Here is an 18,359-nt window from a genome sequence, read left to right on the forward strand (position 1 = left end):
CGAGCTGCGATCACGGCGCGATTGTCACCTTGCCATCCTTCACAGTGATGATGCCGAACTGGAAGTTCTGTTGCACGCCGCCACCGTCGATATCGAACTGATCGCTGGTGATATATCCCAAGCGGCCACCTTCGTAGCCGACGCTCTTCCAAGCGTCGAAGATCTCACCGTTGCGAATTGCCCACGCACCGGTCAGCGGACTCCAGTAGACGTTGCCACCCTCGAACTCGTTGAACCGGCCGCCATCCTTGATCGGACCGAGCTCGCTGGTCTTCGGGAAGCCCAGTGGGCCGTTCTCCCATCCGAGTTGGCCGTACTTGCCGAGGATCATGCCCTGCACCGAGTGGGTACCGAGTTCGGGACTGAAGTACATCGCGCCGATCTCGAAGCCCTGGACCGCGCCCGGCTTCGATGGCGTCGCCACCTCGTCGAGTACCGGGTATCCCAACGGGCCACCCTCGTAGCCCTGGCGTGCCCACTCGTCGAGGATCGCGCCACGCACGGCGTGCGCGCCGGTCTGCGGCGTGAAGTAGACCATTCCGTTCTGGAATGCGTTTCCGCGTCCGCGTCCGTCGGGAGTTCCGAACTCACCGGTCTTCGGGAAGCCCAGTGGGCCCGAAGGACCGCCGGAGCCCTGGTAGTTGCCGCCGATGGCACCTGCGACTACCTGAGCGCCGGTGTCGGGCGAGAAGAAGACGCGTCCGAACCTGAAGTCCTGTGCGCGACCGCCCGCGACGTTGTACTCCGGGGTCAGGCAGTCGCCTAGCCAGGAATTCGCACCCGACGCGTTGCCGATCGCTCCGGCTGCGTTGCATGCGGGCTTGTCGACATCGACGTCGAGGGCGCCGGCGAGCTGCGGCCAGAGCTGATGCAGCTCGAACTGCCAGTACTCCCACGTATGTGTTCCCGACGGCCGGTAATTGACCTGGGCGGGGATTCCGAGCTTGTTCAGTTTGGTCGCAAATGTCTGTGAGGTCAGGCGCGAGAGGATTTCCAGACCCATACCGGCGTAGTTCGAGCTGACGCCGGGGATGCCCGACGGCGGATCGTACGGGCCGGCTGCGCCGTTTCCGCTCGATACGTAGAGACTCACGCCTTCGAGCTGATCGGCCAACAGGTATGGGTCGTGCTGAGCCCACAGATCATTGGTGGGCGCGCCCCACATCGCCTTGGAGCTGTACCCGCCCGCGTCGGTCATCGCGTACTGAATCGCCTGTGGCATGCCGAGAGACGTCGTCGTCAGAATGCCCGAGAGCGACGCTGCGAACGTGAAGAAGCCCTTGTTGCGTGCGGCGAGGAACATCGCGGCCGTGCCACCCATGGACAGGCCGACGACACCACGAGTTTGGTTGGTGCGCCACTCGTTCTCGAGGATCGGCGGGAGTTCCTTGGTCAGGAACGTCTCCCACTGATAGTTCTTCCCCTGGTCCTGGTCGATCCAGTCGGAATAGAAGCTGGACTGTCCACCGACCGGCAGTACGACGTTGACGTTCTTGTCGGCGAAGTAGGACTCGATGTCCGTCTCGAGCGTCCATCCGTTCTCGGTGTCCGTTGCTCGGAGACCATCGAGCATGTACACCGACGGGAACACGGCCTGCGGGTTGATGTTCCAGTCGCGCGCGAGCAGGAGCTGGACCTGAATCGGAGTGCCCATCGACGGAGATGTGATCCAGAGCGCCACGCGACGGTCCGAAAGCCAATCGACATCGGTGACGGTAGCTCCGGAGGTTGCCTGCGTCTGCGCAGGCAGAGACGCGGGTACCGGAGTCGCTTGCGCAATGCCGGCAGCGCCGAACGGCGATGCCAGGGCGACGGCCAGTGCCGCTGCTACTCCGAACCGAGCAAGCCCACTGCGCATGATGATGACTCTCCTTCGTTCTTGCTGACGATGTCTTTCTACACGCGAACTACGCCGAAGCACACGAGGCTCGCTGTGACTGGTGGTGCAATTGTTGATCGGTTCCCCCGGCAGCTCGCCCCCGCACACGCAGAAATGCCGCCCTGCAACTGGTGCAGGACGGCATTTGTGCGAATCTACGAACTCGATCTCGTCTTCGAGATCAGGCGTTCAGAGCCTCGAGGATCTGGCCACGGGCCTTGAACAGCTCGGAGGACCAGTACGGCCACGCGTGGATACCGCTAGCCGGGAAGTCGAACGTCGCCGGGATACCGAGCGTCGCCAGGCGGACCTGGAATGCGCGGCTGTTGGCGAGCGCCAGGGCTTCGAGAGCCATGCCGTTTGCCGTGTTGTAGAAGTCGATCGGAGCACGCGGCTTGTCGAACTCGCCGGGCAGACCACTGGCAGCCGAAACGTACAGCGACAAGCCCTTCAGCTTCGGAGCGAAGACGAACGGGTCGTTGCGAAGCCACGCCGGGCTCCAGGGCGGTCCCCACATGGAGTCGACGTTGAACCACGACTGCGAGAGCATCGCCACGCGGATTGCTTCACGCATTCCGGGCGCCGAGATGTTCAGGTATCCGGAGAACGAACCGGCGAACTTGAACTGGTCGCGGTGGTAAGCGGCGAGCGTCAGTGCAGCCGAGCCACCCATCGAGATTCCGACGACAGCGTTGTTGTTACGCGAAACGCCGTAGTTCTCCAGGTAGGCCGGAAGATCCTCGGTCAGGAAGGTCTCCCACTTGTAAGTGACTTCCTGGCCGTTGAGGTTGGACGCGGCGTACCAGTCACTGTAGAAGCTGGCCTGCCCACCGACGGGCATGACGAGCGTGACGTTGTCGCCGGCGAACTGATCCTGCGCATTGGTCTCGAAGGACCATGCATTGCGGTCGTCGCGGGCGCGGAGTCCGTCGAGCAGGTAGAGAGCGGCATCGCCGCCACGCGCTGCCCACTGGACCTGAACCTTGATCGGACCCATCTCGGATGGGACGAACAGGTCTTCGCGTCCACCGGACGGGGCCTTGTGAACCACTGCGCTCGGTGCTGCGAGAGCGGTTGCGCCACCCACGACACCGACGGTGAGTGGGAGGACCAGGGCTGCCGCGCCGACGCCGATGAGGCGCTTACCCCACCTAGCTTTACTGCTGAGGCCAGCAAATCGCATGAATCGTGCTCTCTCTCGTCTACTGCAGGTCTCCGCGATGTTGCGGCGCCCGGCGTGCCAACAGGGCATCTTCGGCCCTGCCGGGCCGTAAGCAAAGGGGTATTCGGTGGTGAAGCAAAACTGGAGGGTATTCCACCCATCAGCCCCAGAGCAAAACTGTGGCGTTTAGGCCGCAGATCCGCCTGGGGCTGATATCAGAAACTGAGACTAGCCTGTGAAAGCCCCGCTGACCAGCCCGTAAACGTCGTGAACTTTCACAACGGGCCGGAAAACGGGGACTTCGCCGGGGACCTTACCCGATATTTGCACTCAGATCAGGCGCCATGATGTGAGCCTGTTCCTGCCAGTAGCCCCACTGATGGGTTCCCACTGCCGGGAATGCGTACGTCACGTTGTTCGCACCGAGGCTCGCCATACGGATCTGGAACGCACGACTGTTGGCCAGCGCGATAGCTTCGAGTCCCATGGCGTTACCTGTGTTGAAGTAGTCGATCGGAGAACGCGGCTGATCGAGTCCGCCCGGCAGACCGCTTCCTGCGAAGACCCACACGCGGGTGCCGTTGTCGCGAAGTCGCGGTGCGAACACGAACGGATCGTTACGCAACCACGCCGGATCCCACGGCGGTCCCCACATTGCGTCGATGTTGAAGCGACCCGAATCGAGGAGTGCAAGACGCATTGCCTCGCGCATTCCGGGCGCCGAGATGTTCAGGTAGCCGGACAACGAGCCCGCGTAGCTGAACTGGTCGGGGTGGTAGGCGGCGAGCGTCAGCGCAGCGCTGCCGCCCATCGAGATGCCAACGACGCCGTTGCGATTCGGATTGAAGCCGAGGCGGCTGGAGAGGTTGTTGCGCAGATTCTGCGTCAGGAACGTCTCCCACTTGTACGTGGTCTGCTGTCCGTTGAAGTTGGACGGTGCGTACCAGTCGCTGTAGAAGCTCGACTGTCCGCCGACAGGCTGGACGACGTTGATGTTCCACGAAGCCAAGTACGCTCCGACGTCGGTCTCGTGCTCCCAGCCGGAAATGTCGTTGGTGGCGCGCAGGCCGTCGAGTAGGTAGACCACACGATTGGTGTTGCCGTCAGCAGCGCGCCAGATGCGGCTCTTGATCGGGCCCATGCTGGAGTCGGTGACGAAGTCGAACGCTCGCGAATCGAACGCTGCGTTGGCGGTCGCCCCTGTCCCGGCCACGGCCAGACCGGCGGGCAGGATCACGGCGAGCATCAGCGCTGTGAGCACCCGACGCACCCGTCCCGCGCCGCTCTTCTTGGTTCTTCCCAGCATGCAGTCTTACCTCTCAGCGGTGTGGTGATCCGTACCAGTGGGCTATTCGCCCGTTTCAGCGGTATGAAATTTGGTCCTTGCGGGACCAGCATTCACACACATCTTTCGCATACATCGGCCGAAGCGCGATACCCGTTACTAAAATGAGATATCCCATCTTGGCCTCGAATGGATATCGAAGCAACCGACGGCCGCTTAATTGTCCCCCTGCAGGATAGGGGGCTCTAAACCACATCTCTGTATTTCGTACTCCGGAACTCGATCGAATCGGTAGCCGGCATAGAACAGCGAACGTTTGATGTTCCTGACGAACAACTCTTTCGTCAGCGGGGCGCGATACGAATCGATGAGTTCACGGGTGTCCTCACAAGAGAGAGCTACACGCGCCTGGGCGACCCAGTCCTCGTCCATGTACCAGGGCAGGAAGGGATGTTTGTCGACGAGACCCAGATCGGCTACGACCCAGTCCGGGTACAGGTTCTTGTCGTGCCCGATGCGGCCGTTCTCCAGCCGCTCGGTGTGCGAAGCCAGCGGGTAGGCAAGGCCCATTTGATCGATTACCCGCACATCGAGGCCGACGTTCATGCTCGTCATGCCCAGGTTCAAGAAGTAGACCGTGTGACCAGCGCCACCTGGGGGTATCGGCAGCGGCGGTGGCACGACATCCCAGTAGGTGAACTGGGCCGAGGGCAACAAGAGTCCGCCGTCCGGGGTGTTCGCGATGGTTTCGACCATCGGTCGCATCCGCGGGTAGTCGAGGTAGTCCGACGCGAGAATCGGGTGCGCATGCCCGGTATTGAGGGAGTAGAAGGCACGCTCGTCGACGATTCCACTGCGACCGACGATGGAGCCCTCCGGCATTCCCGTCGTGTTGGCGGCAAAGAATGCCCACACGATCGTCACCAGCCACAGAACGCCGCCGCCTGCCGCTGTCAAGACCTGCCGTGTATCGGAACTTTTGTTCGGAATTGTCACGGGCAACACCGAAATAGGGAGAAGCAGAGTGAACAATGCCGGCAGGAGTGTGCGACCGTGCATGAAATCGCCGCCGACTCGAACTGCATAAACCGCCGAGAGAAGTCCACCGATCAGGACGAATGCGACGACCGCGGTCCGGCTGCGTAAAAGGCCTTGCGCATCTCGGCGCGATCTCGGAATTCGTAGGCCGGCGCGCCCTGACATAGCAGCTGTCACCACCCCTGCGACGAGCATCAGTAGCAGCGGCAACCAGAGCATGTACGGTCCGAGCAAATTCCACAGATAATCGAATCCCTGTGCCCACTTTGCGCCGCCCGCATCCTTGGACACCGCAGTGTTCGGGTAGGGCAACCCGTAGTAACCCATCCGCCAAATCTGATATCCGACCGGCACGATGCCTGCGACGACGAAGACTGCGAGACGACTCTTCCAGGATTGACGCGCAAGAAACAGCATGATGAGCGCGAGCCCCGACAGGATGAGGAGTTCCGGGCGCACCAGCGGACCGAGGCCGGCCCAGAAGGCAAGGAACAGCCACGCGGGGCCACTGATGGTTCTGGTGCTCCAGCGGACCATCAGCAACCACAGCGCTGCAATCCAGAAAATGACCAGACATGTCTCGAGACCCGAAGTGGCGAAGTCTCGGGCAGGAGGAACCGCGATGTAGACGAGCACCCCAGCGGGAAGGTAGGCCACCACGCCGGCCGACCGCGTCCGAAGCGCGTAGGTACCGAACATCGCCAGCACGATCGCAGCGGTCGACAAGACCAACGCTATGGTCAGGACCACGTACTCGAGACGTATCTCGCTGAGCCAGCTGACCGCATAGACCAGGTAGGTCCAGATGGTGCTGGTGTTGGTCTCCACACGCTCGCCGGCGTTGAAGACCGGGCCGTTGCCGGCCAGAAGATTGCGGACCGTACGGAGAACGATCAGACCGTCGTCGGCGATCCACCGCCGTTCCCAGGCACCGACAAGGAACAACAGTGCGGACACGGCAACACCGATGCCGAAGATCGTCCTCGACGTGCGTGTAGGGGCGGGCAGCACCTCACGCGAGGTAGACGGCGACAACCACTACTCCGATCCACGCAAGCGCGAGTACCTGCAACACCCGATCGCCCAACGCGATCTCCTCGGGTTCGCCTGCCTCGCCTCCATCGACATCCACTGCGTAACGCAGGATAGCGATAGTGAACGGAATCATCGAGATTGCGAACCAGTTGGTGGTGGTTGCGGCGTCCTGTTCGAAAGCCCACAGGCCGTAGCAGAGCACGACAGCGGTAGCCGAAAGCGTCCACACGAATCGCAGATAGGTGGTCGTGTAGTTCTCCAGCGACTTACGGATCTTCGCGCCCGTACGCTCGGCGAACTGCAACTCCGCGTACCGCTTACCGGCGGCCATGAACAGCGACCCGAACGCCATGATCAGCAGGAACCACTGCGAGAGCTGAATGGACGCGGCCACACCACCCGCGATGGCCCGGAGCAGGAATCCCGAGGACACGATGCAGATGTCCAGCACGGCCTGATGCTTGAGTCCGAAGCAGTACGCCAGCTGGACGACGATGTACACCCCGATGACCAGGGCAAGCTTCCAGTTCGCGAAGAAAGACAGTCCGACGGCAAGGCTCAGGGACACCACGGCCATCGCGAACGCGAGGTTGACCGGCAGCACACCTGCAGCGATGGGACGGAAACGCTTGGTCGGGTGCGCGCGGTCGGCCTCGACATCGAGGGCGTCGTTGACCAGGTAGATGCCCGATGCCGCGAAACAGAACACGACGAAGGCCAGTGCGACGGGAAGAAGCACATCACCTTCGGTGACAGATCCCGCAGCCAGCGGCGCGGCGAGTACCAAGACGTTCTTGACCCACTGCCGGGGTCGAAGCGCCTTGATCACGCCTTCGGCAAGATTCTTCGGTGGTGCTCCGACGACGGAGGCTTCCTCGCTCATTTGTCTCCTTCGAACTTCAGGATGGCGGCTGCCGATATCGCGCCGAGCGCAGATCCTGCAAGTACATCAGTCGGGTAATGGACACCGAGAACGAGCCGCGAGAGCAGCATCGGTGGTACTAAGACAGCGGGCACCAGGACCGCTGTCAACGGTAGTCCGGTCAACCGGCCGAGCAACACCGCGGCTGCAGTAGTCGAGGTCGCGTGCGAAGACGGAAAGCTCAATTTGCTGGGAGTGGAGACATTGATGAGCACCGACGGATCGTTGGGGCGCGGACGCCGCACAACTCTCTTGATCACGATCGACGCGGCATGCGAACCCACTGCGCCGACGGCGACGCCCGCCCACTGCCGCCTTCGCGGAGCATCGAGCAGAGCGCCGACGCCCGCGATGGCGACCCAACCCAGAGCATGCTCGCCGAAGTGCGACATGCCCCGGGCAACTGCAACGGCGCCTGGTTGCGCGCCGACCGTCGACTGAATCTTCGACAGAATGCGAACCTCGGCAGGCGAGCCGTTCACGCCCTTAACCCTCGTAAAGAAAGACACGTTCCCAGGTTTCCTTACTGGTGAGGTGAGGGACGGCATCGCGGTAGCGACCCTTGAGTTCAGGGAACCGGCGTGAGAGCTCGGTTCGGAGTGCCATTGCTTCCTTGAACAGCGCGGCCGCCTTCTCGCGGTCACGCTGACGGTAGACGACGCCGCGGCCGTCGGCAGTGGTGACGGTGACGCCATCGACCTGCGAGAGCAGGAACCACCGCGCATCGAGCGTCGGCACGTTGAGCTGTGGGCGCTCGTGGTGGCGGTCGTGCGCAGGCTTCAAGTTGTGCACGAGCCCCTTGGCCAGTCGCGAAATCTTCGACAGCGGATTCGTCGGCAGTCCGACGGCTCCTACTTCCTCACCCGAGGCGAGGGGCAGTTCGGTCGACGAGCCGACGACGACGGAGTCGGGGAAGGTCTTGCGCAGCGCGTGCACCTCACCGAGCGACGTCGGGAGGATCTCGAGGATGTGCTCGGGCCCTTCGAGGAAATCGCGGATCGCCTTGTTCTGAATGGCAACCGTGGAGTACTCGAGGCACAGCAGATGCTTGACGGTGGCCTTGATCGTGTCGAGCACCAGGCCGCGACCGTTGCCGGGCATGTGCAGTGCAGCGACGACGAGTCGGTTACGTAGGTGGAAGTACGCCTGCCAGTCGATGGCGTCGTCCTTGTCGCTCCACGCCATGTGCCAGATCGCCGCACCGGGGAGAGTGACCGTCGGGTATCCGGCTTCCCTTGCGCGCAAACCGTATTCGGCGTCGTCCCACTTGATGAACAGCGGCAACGGCTGACCGAGCTCTTCGGCGACGACGCGCGGGATCATGCACATCCACCAGCCGTTGTAGTCGACGTCGATGCGTCGGTGCAGCAGCTTGCTCGAGCGCAGTGGGTATTCGCTGAAGTCGTGGTCGTACTCGACGTTCTGCGCACCGGTCCACATGAAGTTGCTGCGATTGACGACCTCGCCCATCACATGCAGGTGGCTACGGGCTTGAAGGTTGAGCATCTGGCCGCCGACGAGCGTGGGAACCTTCGCGAATCGCGACATTGCCAGCGCACGAAGAATCGAGTCCGGCTCGATCTCGATGTCGTCGTCCATGAACAGAATGTGTTGGCAGTCGGTGTTGTTCAGCGCCTCGTACATGATGCGGCTGTACCCGCCGGAACCACCGAGGTTCGCCTGGTCATGGATGGCAAGACGGCCACCCAGTCCTGCTTCGGCCTCGTCGAATCCGGGCTCGTCCCTGGCCTTCCTCGTACCCTGATCGGGCATGATGACGGCCTTGATCACATCGAGCACCAGCGGGTCCGAACCCAGTGCCACAAGCGCTTTCACCGCATCGGTGGGTCGGTTGAACGTCGGGATCCCGACGGCCACCGTCGCCTCACCCGGTGCCTCGATCGGCGCGAACCACCCGGCACTCTCCAGTACGACCTCGGAGTCGGAGGTGATGTCGAACCAGATCCAACCGCCATCCTCGAACGGACCGAGATCGATCACGAACTCTTGTGCCGCATCACCGTCGACGGCTTCACGGCCCTCGACGTGGATGCGCGAGCTATCGGCCTTGGAGCGGTAGACATCGATCCGGCAATGACCGGAGACCTCCACACGCAGTACAACGGACTTCAGGATGCTGTAGCGGCGCCAATAACTCGCCGGGAACGCATTGAAGTAGGTGCAGAACGACACCTCGGATTCGGCGCCGACCGTCAACGAGGTGCGTGACAGCGAATGTGCCCGTCGGGCATTGGTCGTCGCCTCCTCGAGGTACAGAGTGCGCACGTCGAGCGGCTCACCCGGACGAGGCAACAGGACCCGCTGCAGAAGCGACTTACCGAAGTAGGGGACGAAGTCGAGGACACCGTCCTCGAGCAGATGCTTGGCCGTCATTTGTCTCCTGCCAGGGCAGCGCCCGACTCGAAATGTGGTGCGAGCGTGTTGTCGTACAAGTTCAGCGCACTGGCAATGGCCATGTGCATGTCGAGGTACTGATAGGTGCCGAGCCGTCCGCCGAAGAGAACCCCGTTCTCGGCGGCTTCCTTCTTCGCGCGGCCGCGGTACGCCTCCAGTTTCTGGCGGTCTTCAGGAGTGTTGATCGGGTAGTACGGCTCGTCGCCGCTCTCGGCGAATCGCGAGAACTCTCGCATGATGACGGTCTTGTCGCCCGGGTACGCCCGCTCGGGATGGAAGTGGCGGAACTCGTGAATACGAATGAACGGGACGTCGGCGTCGTTGTAGTTCATCACGGGCGTGCCTTGGAAATCACCGGTCGCCAGCACTTCTGTCTCGAAATCGATTGTACGCCAGCCCAATTCGCCTTCGGAGTAATCGAAGTAGCGGTCCAGTGGGCCGGTGTAGACAATCGGGGCATCCGGGTTCTCGGCGATCAACTTCTCACGCACGTCGAACCAATCGGTGTTCAGCCGGACCTCGATCAAGTCACTGGCCGTCATGTTCTCCAACCACGCGGTGTAACCGTCGACCGGCAACCCCTCGTACGTGTCGTTGAAGTAGCGATTGTCGAACGTGTAACGCACCGGCAGCCGCGTGATGTTTCCCGCCGGCAGATTCTTCGGGTCCGTCTGCCACTGCTTGGCGGTGTAATCGCGGATGAACGCCTCGTACAGCGGGCGCCCGATCAGCGAGATCGCCTTCTCCTCGAAGTTCTGCGCAACCTTCGAATCGAACTCACTGGACTGCTCCTCGATGAGCGCGCGCGCCTCGGCAGGAGAGTAATACTTACCGAAGAACTGCGAGATCAGACCGAGGCCCATCGGGAACTGGTACGACTGGCCCTTGTGCAACGCGAACACGCGATGCTGGTAACTCGTGAAATCCGTGAACTGATTCACGTAATCCCACACCCGCTTGTTCGAGGTGTGAAAAAGGTGAGCACCGTACTTATGGACCTCGATGCCCGTCTCGGGCTCGGCCTCCGAGTACGCATTACCTCCAAGGTGGTGGCGGCGGTCCAGAACAAGGACACGCTTGCCCAGCTGAGACGCCGAGCGCTCCGCCACAGTCAGTCCGAAGAACCCGGATCCGACGACAATAAGGTCGTATCGGCCGGTCACGGAGGCGTCGGAATCAACAGGCACAGGGTTTACGGCAGTCACGGGCAATCAGGGTATCCGACAACCCGCACACCCTCCGCTCCTGACCGCCAAAGTCACTCCGCAGGCTCCGCTCCTGACCCCTCCGAGTCACTCCGCAGGCTCCGCTCCTGACCGCCGAAGTCACTCCGCAGGCTCCGCTCCTGCCCGCAAGAGGTAGGTATCCATAACCCATCCGTGCTGGCTCTTGAGCTCTGCGCGCACCTGGTCGATCTCGTCGATGCAGTCGTCCAACCTGCCGGACACCAACTTTTCATCCACTGTTCCCAGATTGGCGCCCCAGTGAATGCCCCAGCGGTCCTCCCCGACCAGCGCTCGGCAGGCCAGGTGTCCGTCGAGCATGACCACGATATTGTCCGCTCCGGCCGTTACGTCGGCCTCGAGGGCCCGGCCGGTGGTGATGGTGATCGGACCACCGATTCGGTTGAGCACCAAACGGTGGGCGGCGGCGAGCATCGACACACTGCTGATGCCTGGCGTGACGTCATAGTCGATATCGAGGGTCCCGAAGTCACGGACCCGCTCGATCACTCTGATGGTGCTGTCGTAGAGCGCAGGGTCACCCCAGACGAGGAATCCCACGGTCGCCGAAGGGTCCAGCCCGAGCAGCACGTCCTCGTAGGCGCGGGCGCGGGCGTCGTGCCAGTCCAGTACTGCGGTCCCGTAGTCGCTGGGCTTCCGATCACGCTTCGGGTCGGGGACCGCGACGACGCGGTACTTCCCCGGCACATGACGTCGCAGAATCTCAGCGCGCGCCTCACCTAGATCACCCACCGATGCTCCCTTGTCCGCGACGAGGAACACATCGACCTCGCGAAGCTTCCCGACAGCCTGGACGGTGATCTGGTCCGGATGCCCGCCCCCGATTCCGACGAGATGGATTTTCATCGTGACCCGCCTGGTCGTTCCGCAGGCTCCACTCCTGCCCGATCTCGGCAAGCGTCGTAGAGATGCGATTCCGCGCCGGGCGTGCGGCCCACCGCAGGTCCGACGAGAATGACCGCGGCCTGGCGGAGCCCTGCGGCCTCGACCTGGTCGGCGATGTCGGCGAGAGTTCCGTTCAGGACGAGCTGATCGGGCTTGCTCGCATGAAAGACGACAGCGGCCGGGCAACCGGCGCCGTACTCACCGACGATCTCCTCGACCAACGCCCGAATCCGAGTGATGGCCAGATGCAGCACCAGCGTCGACCGCGTTTCGGCGAACCGCGACAGCGCCTCGGTGTCCGGCATAACCGTCGAGCGCGCTTGCGTCCGTGTCAGCACCACGGACTGTGTGACCTCGGGGACTGTCAGCTCGATGCGCAGTGTGGCAGCGGCCGCGGCGTACGCGGGAACCCCGGGAGTGACATCCCAGGGCACTCCCGCGGCGTCCAGGCGGGCCGACTGCTCCGCGAGTGCGGAGTACAGCGACGGATCTCCCGAGCACAGCCGTGCGACGTCGTCACCACGTCGATGAGCGTCGACGAGTTCTTGCGTGATCGTGTCCAGGTCGAGCCGAGCTGTGTCGACGAGTCGAGCGCCCGGTGGACAGTGCGCGAGAATCGCGTCGTCGATATACGTACCAGCGTAAACACACACTGGACTGGCGTTGAGCAGCTCGACTGCGCGCAGCGTCAGCAGGTCGGGTGCACCGGGACCGGCGCCGATGAAGTGGACTGTCACAAGGCAAAAGCGTAGGCGGTGAGATTCGACGCGCCGCACGTACTGGCAATCCGCGCGGTGGCTAACTCTCAAGCTAAGGTTTAGCCTTGTGTCGGATGGGGTGGATGTGATCCGTGTTGCTGTAGCGATTACCGCAGCGTGGGAACGCACCACCTCATAATCAGTTCGCCTACAACCAGGAGTACCGCCTTGCACCGTCGAACGAAGCCGTCGATCGTTCTCGGCGCTGTCGCCCTACTGGCCGTCGCGAGCCCTTTCGCGGCGTACAGCATCTCCGGCGACTCTGCGTCCACCGATGTTCGATCGGCCAACGAGACCACCCCTGTGACAGTGCCCACGAAGATCGTCGAAACGGCTCTGGCGGCAGCACCGGACATCGTCATCCCACTCAGGGAACTGACGGGTCTTCCGCTGCCCGACCTGCGCCTGTCCGATCTGAAGTACCTGCCACTTCCCGACGACATCGCGCTTCCGCCGTTCCAGATACCGGAGATCCCCGGTCTGACGGTCCCCGGTTCGTCGGCACCGTCGGCCCAGGCACCGACTCCGCTGGCACCGAACGACGTGTCGGCTCCGGTAACCCCTCCTGCCGGTGACGATCCCGGCGCGCCACTCGGCGCTGTCGTCAAGGAACTGAAGCAGGACACCCCGTTCAGCATGGTGGCTCTGACGTCGACAGGTCTCGACAACGCGTCGGCGCAGATTCGTCGCCAGCTCGACGACGGATCCTGGGGCCCTTGGCTCGCAACCGAACCCGTCGACACCGGCGTCGACGACGCGGCCGCCGCACCCGAGAAGCAGGGCACCGAGCCGATTTTCGTGGGAGCAACCAAGGCGGTTCAGCTGCTGATGACTCCGCGACCGCAGGCGCCCGCCCCGGCACCAGCACCCGCTCCAGCGCTGGCGCCCGCCCCCGAGCAGCCGCTCGGTTACACGCCCGCGTCCATCTCGAAGCCGTTGCGTCAGCAGGACACTCCGCTTGCATCGGCGATCGACGGCATCAGTGCCGTCCTGATTCAGCCAGGTACGTCCCCCGCGGACGCCACACTCAGTGATCTCGCGACACCCGTTGCGGGAAGTACGGGCCCGAAGGTGATCTCGCGATCACAGTGGGGCGCAGACGAATCCATCCGTTGCGCCACCCCGGATTACGACGACTTCCTCGGCGGCGCGACAGTGCATCACACCGCGGGCAGCAACGAGTACTCGAAGTCGGAGTCGGTCGAGATCGTCCGGGCCATCTACGCCTACCACGCCCAGACACTCGGCTGGTGCGACGTCGGCTACAACGTGTTGGTCGACAAGTACGGCCAGATATTCGAAGGCCGCGCAGGCGGTTTGGACAAGCCGGTGCAGGGTGCGCATGCCGGTGGGTTCAACGAAAACACCATGGGCATCGCAATGATGGGCGACTACTCCACCGAGGCGCCACCACAGGCAACCATCGATTCGGTCGGCTCGTTCCTCGGCTGGCGTCTGGGACTCGCCGGACTCGACCCCAAGGGCAACACGACGATGACGTCCGAGGGCACCGAGTTCACGTTCGTCGGCCAAGGCCAGAGCGTCGACCTGCCGGTCATCTTCGCACACCGTGACGTCGGGAACACCGCATGCCCCGGTGACGGTGCCTACGCAAAGCTGGACGCGATTCGCGATATCGCCGAAGCATCGCTCGGCGGTGCCGAGGTGAGTTCTGCTCCTGCAGAGACAGATCCAGCGGAACAGGTCGCAGCAACACCAGAGGAACAGACCCCGAACTCGGCGGGAACGGACGTCAGCAGCACGCTCGGCGCTGGAGTTCCGGCGCTCGTCGACGAACTGCTCCGTCTTGCCGATCAGAATCCGATCGCACAGAAGTGGTTGGCCTCGGGCGGCGAAACCGGAATTCTCGGAACCCCGGTCAGCGGCCTCGTCCAGGTCAAGGGTGGACAATCCGCCGGATTCGCCAACGGCTCGATTTTCACGACAATCGCCGGCCAAGCAGTCGCGGTGATCGGCAAGATTTTCGAGCAATTCCTCGCGCTGGGTGGGGAGAACGGTGACCTCGGACTTCCGAGTACGGATGAATACCGCGTCCCCGAGGGTCTGCGCACCGATTTCGAGAACGGTTCGCTGATCTTCAACGAAGCAACCGGAATCGTCACCACTGTCATCAAGACCTACAACGACACCTACCAGCAGAAGATGGACGAAGGTGCCGTGTCGGCTCCGATCGAACCGGCACCTGCCGCACCCGAGGTAGCACCGGCGCCGTAGGTTTCGGCCCCGCTGCGGCCGACGCCGCAGCGGGGTGTGATCTGTTTACCGGGCTACGGGGCGACACGCGCAGCTTCCTCACCTCGGATGAACCTCCGGATCGGTAAGACATCACCTCGAACAGAAGAGGTGATGTGCAGGTGTTCAACGATGTGGAGCGGGATATCAGATCGATCAGGTTGCCACGATGTGGCCGCTTCGATCGGGCGGAGGGCCTGATGCCCTGGCTTGTGCTCGATGAGAGCGGGATCCCGGTGGAGCCGATTCGGCGATAGCCTCACCGACTTTGTCGCACAGGACAACAGCGACGAATGCGTACGAAGTTACGCGCACGGCCTGTTGCGTTGGTGGCGCTTGCTGCACGCAATCGGTGTGGAATGGGACAAAGCCACCCCGGCCGAGGGACGCGACCTGGTGCTGTGGCTTACCCATGCCACCAAAACCAGGCTCTCGCCGCGCACGAAATCGACTACGACGGCCGGCACAGTCAATCCCATCACTCGCAAGCGGTACCCCGGTGATCGCTACGCGGCGTGCACCATCCGACACTCGAATGCGGGCGAGCCGTGCTGCGTTCGAACCGCGACCGCTCTGCTGTCCCTGGCCATCGGCAACGGGGCCCGAGCATCAGCGGAAGATTCCACTCCTCCACGTACTCGTAGATTGGCCAGTACATAGTCATGAGGCAAAACTGTCCCGCGAAAACGTCTTTGTGCACTTGGGCCGAGGTACGTGCGTCTCAGCCGCACCACCAGCAGTCACGTCCACACATACCCGAACCGCCCGGACTCCTTTTCGCGTAGACGCTCGAGACCGCCCGCCTCCATGATGTCGAGGTTGATCCACTCCATCAGCGTCGGCGCGCCCTGCCACAACCGCGGCCGACCGTCACGATCGAAGACGGACACCGACCGCGCACAGACGCCGTTCATCCCTCGAATGCGGAACGTCAGAATCAACGTCGTGGTGGGGAACCAGCCGTCGACCTCGATGTCGAGCAGGCCCGCGGCTTTGTTCTCCGCCAGCAATCGGATGCGTTGACGCTCGGTCCACTCGTCCGGATCGCCCAGTTCGAGCGGCGCGGTGACGGGAAGGTCAGGGAGTGAATCGAATTCGACTTCTGCCATCGACACCGGGCCCGACCCGGTCGCACCGACGAACGTGCCGGTCATCGTCGAGATCCACAATTCGCCGAGCTCCGGCACTACCGCCAGGCCGATCGGAAACCCAGGAGCACCAGCCCACCGCTCGGGACGCGTCAGGCCGCGGTCGAGGCAGAAGTAGGTGAAATGAGGCTGCGCCATGTCGGACTGCGTCGCAAACGCCGAATCACCCAGTCTATGAATCAGTCTGGACGATCGCATCACCATCCAGACACCAGAGGCCGTCGCCCAGGGCGGAAACTCCGACGTCAGCGGCAGCGAAAACGCCGGCGTCAGTTCCGTGTCGAGCACCTGCCCGAACGAGGCACCCTTGCCGACGGCGATCTGTGTTCCCACGTCGACCACGGTGTCCAACCCTCGCCAGGGACGAATCTCCCATGCCGTGCCGAGCGCAAGGGTTCCGTCGAGTCCGACGTGTGCGCACCAGGATCCGCGTTGCACTCCCGGCTCGTAGCGTCCGGTGCGCATCAGTATCACGAACCCGTGGCCTGACGGGTAGATCGTCCGCACCTCGGCCGGAAGTCCGACAGTCGCAAACACACCGCCCACCGTGCGCAGGGTGAGCTCGTCGACACCGGTTACCGACGTCGCCAATACGCCGTTCACCAGAGCTGATCCGGATATCCGGGTGGACTGGACCGTGGTGACGATGCCCGCGTGGTCGCAGTGGACGATGCCGTCGGCGCCGACGATCCAGCAGCCCAAACCGTCGGCATGCAACCACCGCGGGGTGTGGCCGACGATGTCGGAACCATAGGAGCCACCGGGGATGACATGCGTCGCGGTGGATCCGTCTCGGTTGCGGTGCAGTAGGACGGGCTTTCCGACGTCGAGAAGCCAGAGATCAGGGCCGTGGCCGGCTAAAGGACCGGGCCGGAATACGCGCGAGCCGGTCATGCGCCTTTCGGCGAGTCGGATGCCATGGCTCATTCCTACCAGACCTGAACCTGCGAAGCCCCCGTAGCACTTCGAAGTCCGGTGGGTATTCGATTGCGAGCAGCACGGCATCGACCTCGGCTACCGACCACTCGCTCGACCGCATTGGTGCGGGATCGTCGAACGCATCCTCGGCACCGTCATGACCTAGGTTCACGAACTCCACGGCACCACGTTCTCGAACCCAACGGAACGGGGCAGCTACGACTCGAAGGGCACGGCTGGACTGACGTTACGAGAATTGGAACGCTGGCTGACCCTGGCGATCGCGGCCTATCACCCGGACGTGCACACCGGAATCCGCCGGAGCATAGCTGCGCAGTGGACCAGCAGCGACGACGCCGACAATGCTCTGTCGACGTCGACAGTGGTGGACGAGACCGCATTCCTGGTGGATTTCCTTCCCGTCATACGGCGCCGCCTGACTCGGGCGGGGTTCGTCATCGACCACATCCAGTACTTCTCGAACGCTCTGAGATCGCGTATCACTCGACGAGAGAAGCTGGGCCAGTTCGTGATCCGACGCGATCCACGAGATCCGAGCAAGGTGTGGGTCCTGGACCCCGACAGCGGCAGCGGATATGTCGAGGCGCCGTACCGTTCTGTGTTAGATCTCTCCGGTAGCTGGCGTGTTCGACCCGTGCGAGCGTGGCGTTGTCGTACAGAGCCGATCGCTTCAATCCCGTTTTCTTGCATAGGGTTTCAATCTTGAACTGCCACGTCTCATATATGGAACGAGACTCTCTGGCGATCGCGAGAAGTGAGTGAAGTCATCAACTTCCGACGGGATGTGGGTGTCTTCTAAACTGACATGACTGGTCCAGGAGATAGACATGATGTGGCATCGTTGATTGCATGGAGCTGAAGACCGACCGGTTGACTCTCAGGTCATACCGTTCGACCGATGCGGGTGCTTTACTGCGGTACTACAGCGACCCGGAGGTCTGCGAGTACTTGTTTCATGGTCCGTGGGATGAGACGCAGGCTCGAAACATGGTCGAACAACGTTGCAGAAGAACGAGTCTCGATGATGGCGGTGTGAATCTCGTCGTCGAGGCGAATAGGGTTGTAATCGGCAACGTCGCAGCCTGGTTTGCTGCCGGCAAAGAGCAGACGTTGGAATTGGGGTGGGTGTTTGCTGCTGATGCGCGCGGCCGCGGGTACGCCACCGAGGCGGTGCAGACACTGCTCGACGACGTCGTGTTTGCCGTGCCGGAGGTGCATCGGGTGATCGCCGAAATGGATGGCCGAAATACCGCCTCCGCTGCGCTTGCCGAACGGCTCGGCATGCGCCGGGAGGCTCACTTCGTTGCAGACAGGCGCTGCGAGGATCAGTGGACGAACACAGTGGGGTACGCCATGTTGAGGCAGGACCGTTCGATGTGACTTGCTTCAGAATGCG

At 62.7% G+C, this 18,359-nt stretch carries 15 protein-coding genes; 4 read left to right on the forward strand and 11 right to left on the reverse strand.

What is annotated here, in order from left to right; genetic code table 11:
* Positions 1-10 precede the first annotated feature (10 nt).
* From BJD99_RS15885 to cobM, 10 genes are all read right to left on the reverse strand, one after another.
* Positions 11-1,858 carry an alpha/beta hydrolase-fold protein gene (locus BJD99_RS15885; protein WP_084348141.1) on the reverse strand — a complete coding sequence of 616 codons (1,848 nt, stop codon included), beginning with the start codon at positions 1,856-1,858 and terminating at the stop codon, positions 11-13.
* 202 nt (positions 1,859-2,060) lie between these two features.
* Complete coding sequence (locus tag BJD99_RS15890; RefSeq protein WP_084348142.1) at positions 2,061-3,062, reverse strand: alpha/beta hydrolase family protein; 1,002 nt, start codon at positions 3,060-3,062, stop codon at positions 2,061-2,063.
* Between the two features lie 292 nt (positions 3,063-3,354).
* Positions 3,355-4,347, reverse strand: coding sequence for an alpha/beta hydrolase family protein (locus BJD99_RS15895; RefSeq protein WP_179142367.1), 993 nt, complete (start codon positions 4,345-4,347; stop codon positions 3,355-3,357).
* Positions 4,348-4,542: 195 nt separating this feature from the next.
* A complete protein-coding gene (zomB, locus tag BJD99_RS15900) occupies positions 4,543-6,399 on the reverse strand; it encodes a flagellar motor control protein ZomB (RefSeq protein ID WP_084348143.1) in 1,857 nt (618 codons plus the stop codon).
* Positions 6,377-7,282 carry a decaprenyl-phosphate phosphoribosyltransferase gene (locus BJD99_RS15905; protein WP_084348144.1) on the reverse strand — a complete coding sequence of 302 codons (906 nt, stop codon included), beginning with the start codon at positions 7,280-7,282 and terminating at the stop codon, positions 6,377-6,379. Before BJD99_RS15905 ends, zomB begins: the two co-directional genes overlap by 23 nt.
* On the reverse strand, positions 7,279-7,830 hold the full coding sequence (locus tag BJD99_RS15910; RefSeq protein ID WP_373270551.1) for a phosphatase PAP2 family protein: 552 nt from the start codon (positions 7,828-7,830) through the stop codon (positions 7,279-7,281). The genes BJD99_RS15905 and BJD99_RS15910 overlap by 4 nt, the downstream gene beginning before the upstream one ends.
* Positions 7,808-9,715: a glycosyltransferase gene (locus BJD99_RS15915; RefSeq protein WP_084348146.1), complete on the reverse strand. Its 1,908-nt coding sequence runs from the start codon at positions 9,713-9,715 to the stop codon at positions 7,808-7,810. The genes BJD99_RS15910 and BJD99_RS15915 overlap by 23 nt, the downstream gene beginning before the upstream one ends.
* On the reverse strand, positions 9,712-10,941 hold the full coding sequence (gene glf / locus BJD99_RS15920; RefSeq protein WP_256895792.1) for a UDP-galactopyranose mutase: 1,230 nt from the start codon (positions 10,939-10,941) through the stop codon (positions 9,712-9,714). Before glf ends, BJD99_RS15915 begins: the two co-directional genes overlap by 4 nt.
* Positions 10,942-11,061: 120 nt before the next feature.
* On the reverse strand, positions 11,062-11,826 hold the full coding sequence (gene cobF, locus BJD99_RS15925) for a precorrin-6A synthase (deacetylating) (protein WP_084348147.1): 765 nt from the start codon (positions 11,824-11,826) through the stop codon (positions 11,062-11,064).
* Positions 11,823-12,602, reverse strand: a complete 780-nt coding sequence (gene cobM, locus BJD99_RS15930; RefSeq protein WP_084348148.1) for a precorrin-4 C(11)-methyltransferase — start codon at positions 12,600-12,602, stop codon at positions 11,823-11,825. The genes cobF and cobM overlap by 4 nt, the downstream gene beginning before the upstream one ends.
* Positions 12,603-12,791: 189 nt before the next feature.
* Here cobM and BJD99_RS15935 point away from each other — a divergent pair, with 189 nt between their 5' ends.
* Together BJD99_RS15935 and BJD99_RS15940 are read left to right on the forward strand one after the other, a co-directional pair.
* Positions 12,792-14,858 carry an N-acetylmuramoyl-L-alanine amidase gene (locus BJD99_RS15935; protein ID WP_084348149.1) on the forward strand — a complete coding sequence of 689 codons (2,067 nt, stop codon included), beginning with the start codon at positions 12,792-12,794 and terminating at the stop codon, positions 14,856-14,858.
* Positions 14,859-15,095: 237 nt separating this feature from the next.
* Positions 15,096-15,536 (forward strand): hypothetical protein, encoded by a 441-nt coding sequence (locus BJD99_RS15940; RefSeq protein ID WP_084348150.1) that lies wholly within the window; start codon positions 15,096-15,098, stop codon positions 15,534-15,536.
* A gap of 80 nt (positions 15,537-15,616) precedes the next feature.
* Here the strand turns inward: BJD99_RS15940 and BJD99_RS15945 are convergent, their stop codons facing one another.
* Complete coding sequence (locus tag BJD99_RS15945) at positions 15,617-16,918, reverse strand: hypothetical protein (protein WP_084348151.1); 1,302 nt, start codon at positions 16,916-16,918, stop codon at positions 15,617-15,619.
* 430 nt (positions 16,919-17,348) lie between these two features.
* Between BJD99_RS15945 and BJD99_RS21025 the strand changes: the two genes are divergently transcribed.
* Positions 17,349-17,669, forward strand: coding sequence for a Mu transposase C-terminal domain-containing protein (locus BJD99_RS21025; protein WP_256895875.1), 321 nt, complete (start codon positions 17,349-17,351; stop codon positions 17,667-17,669).
* Positions 17,670-17,812: 143 nt separating this feature from the next.
* On the forward strand, positions 17,813-18,343 hold the full coding sequence (locus BJD99_RS15955) for a GNAT family N-acetyltransferase (protein WP_084348153.1): 531 nt from the start codon (positions 17,813-17,815) through the stop codon (positions 18,341-18,343).
* Positions 18,344-18,359: the final 16 nt, after the last annotated feature.

This window comes from Rhodococcus sp. 1163, from assembly GCF_002091985.1.
Taxonomy (GTDB): domain Bacteria; phylum Actinomycetota; class Actinomycetes; order Mycobacteriales; family Mycobacteriaceae; genus Rhodococcoides.

Coding starts and splice junctions, on each gene's coding strand:
- BJD99_RS15940 (WP_084348150.1), top strand. CDS start 15,096: ATGAGAGCGGGATCCCGGTGGAGCCGATTCGGCGATAGCCTCACCGAC.
- BJD99_RS15955 (WP_084348153.1), top strand. CDS start 17,813: ATGGAGCTGAAGACCGACCGGTTGACTCTCAGGTCATACCGTTCGACC.
- BJD99_RS15885 (WP_084348141.1), bottom strand. CDS start 1,858: ATGCGCAGTGGGCTTGCTCGGTTCGGAGTAGCAGCGGCACTGGCCGTC.
- BJD99_RS15945 (WP_084348151.1), bottom strand. CDS start 16,918: ATGACCGGCTCGCGCGTATTCCGGCCCGGTCCTTTAGCCGGCCACGGC.
- BJD99_RS15890 (WP_084348142.1), bottom strand. CDS start 3,062: ATGCGATTTGCTGGCCTCAGCAGTAAAGCTAGGTGGGGTAAGCGCCTC.
- BJD99_RS15895 (WP_179142367.1), bottom strand. CDS start 4,347: ATGCTGGGAAGAACCAAGAAGAGCGGCGCGGGACGGGTGCGTCGGGTG.
- BJD99_RS15915 (WP_084348146.1), bottom strand. CDS start 9,715: ATGACGGCCAAGCATCTGCTCGAGGACGGTGTCCTCGACTTCGTCCCC.
- BJD99_RS15905 (WP_084348144.1), bottom strand. CDS start 7,282: ATGAGCGAGGAAGCCTCCGTCGTCGGAGCACCACCGAAGAATCTTGCC.
- cobF (WP_084348147.1), bottom strand. CDS start 11,826: ATGAAAATCCATCTCGTCGGAATCGGGGGCGGGCATCCGGACCAGATC.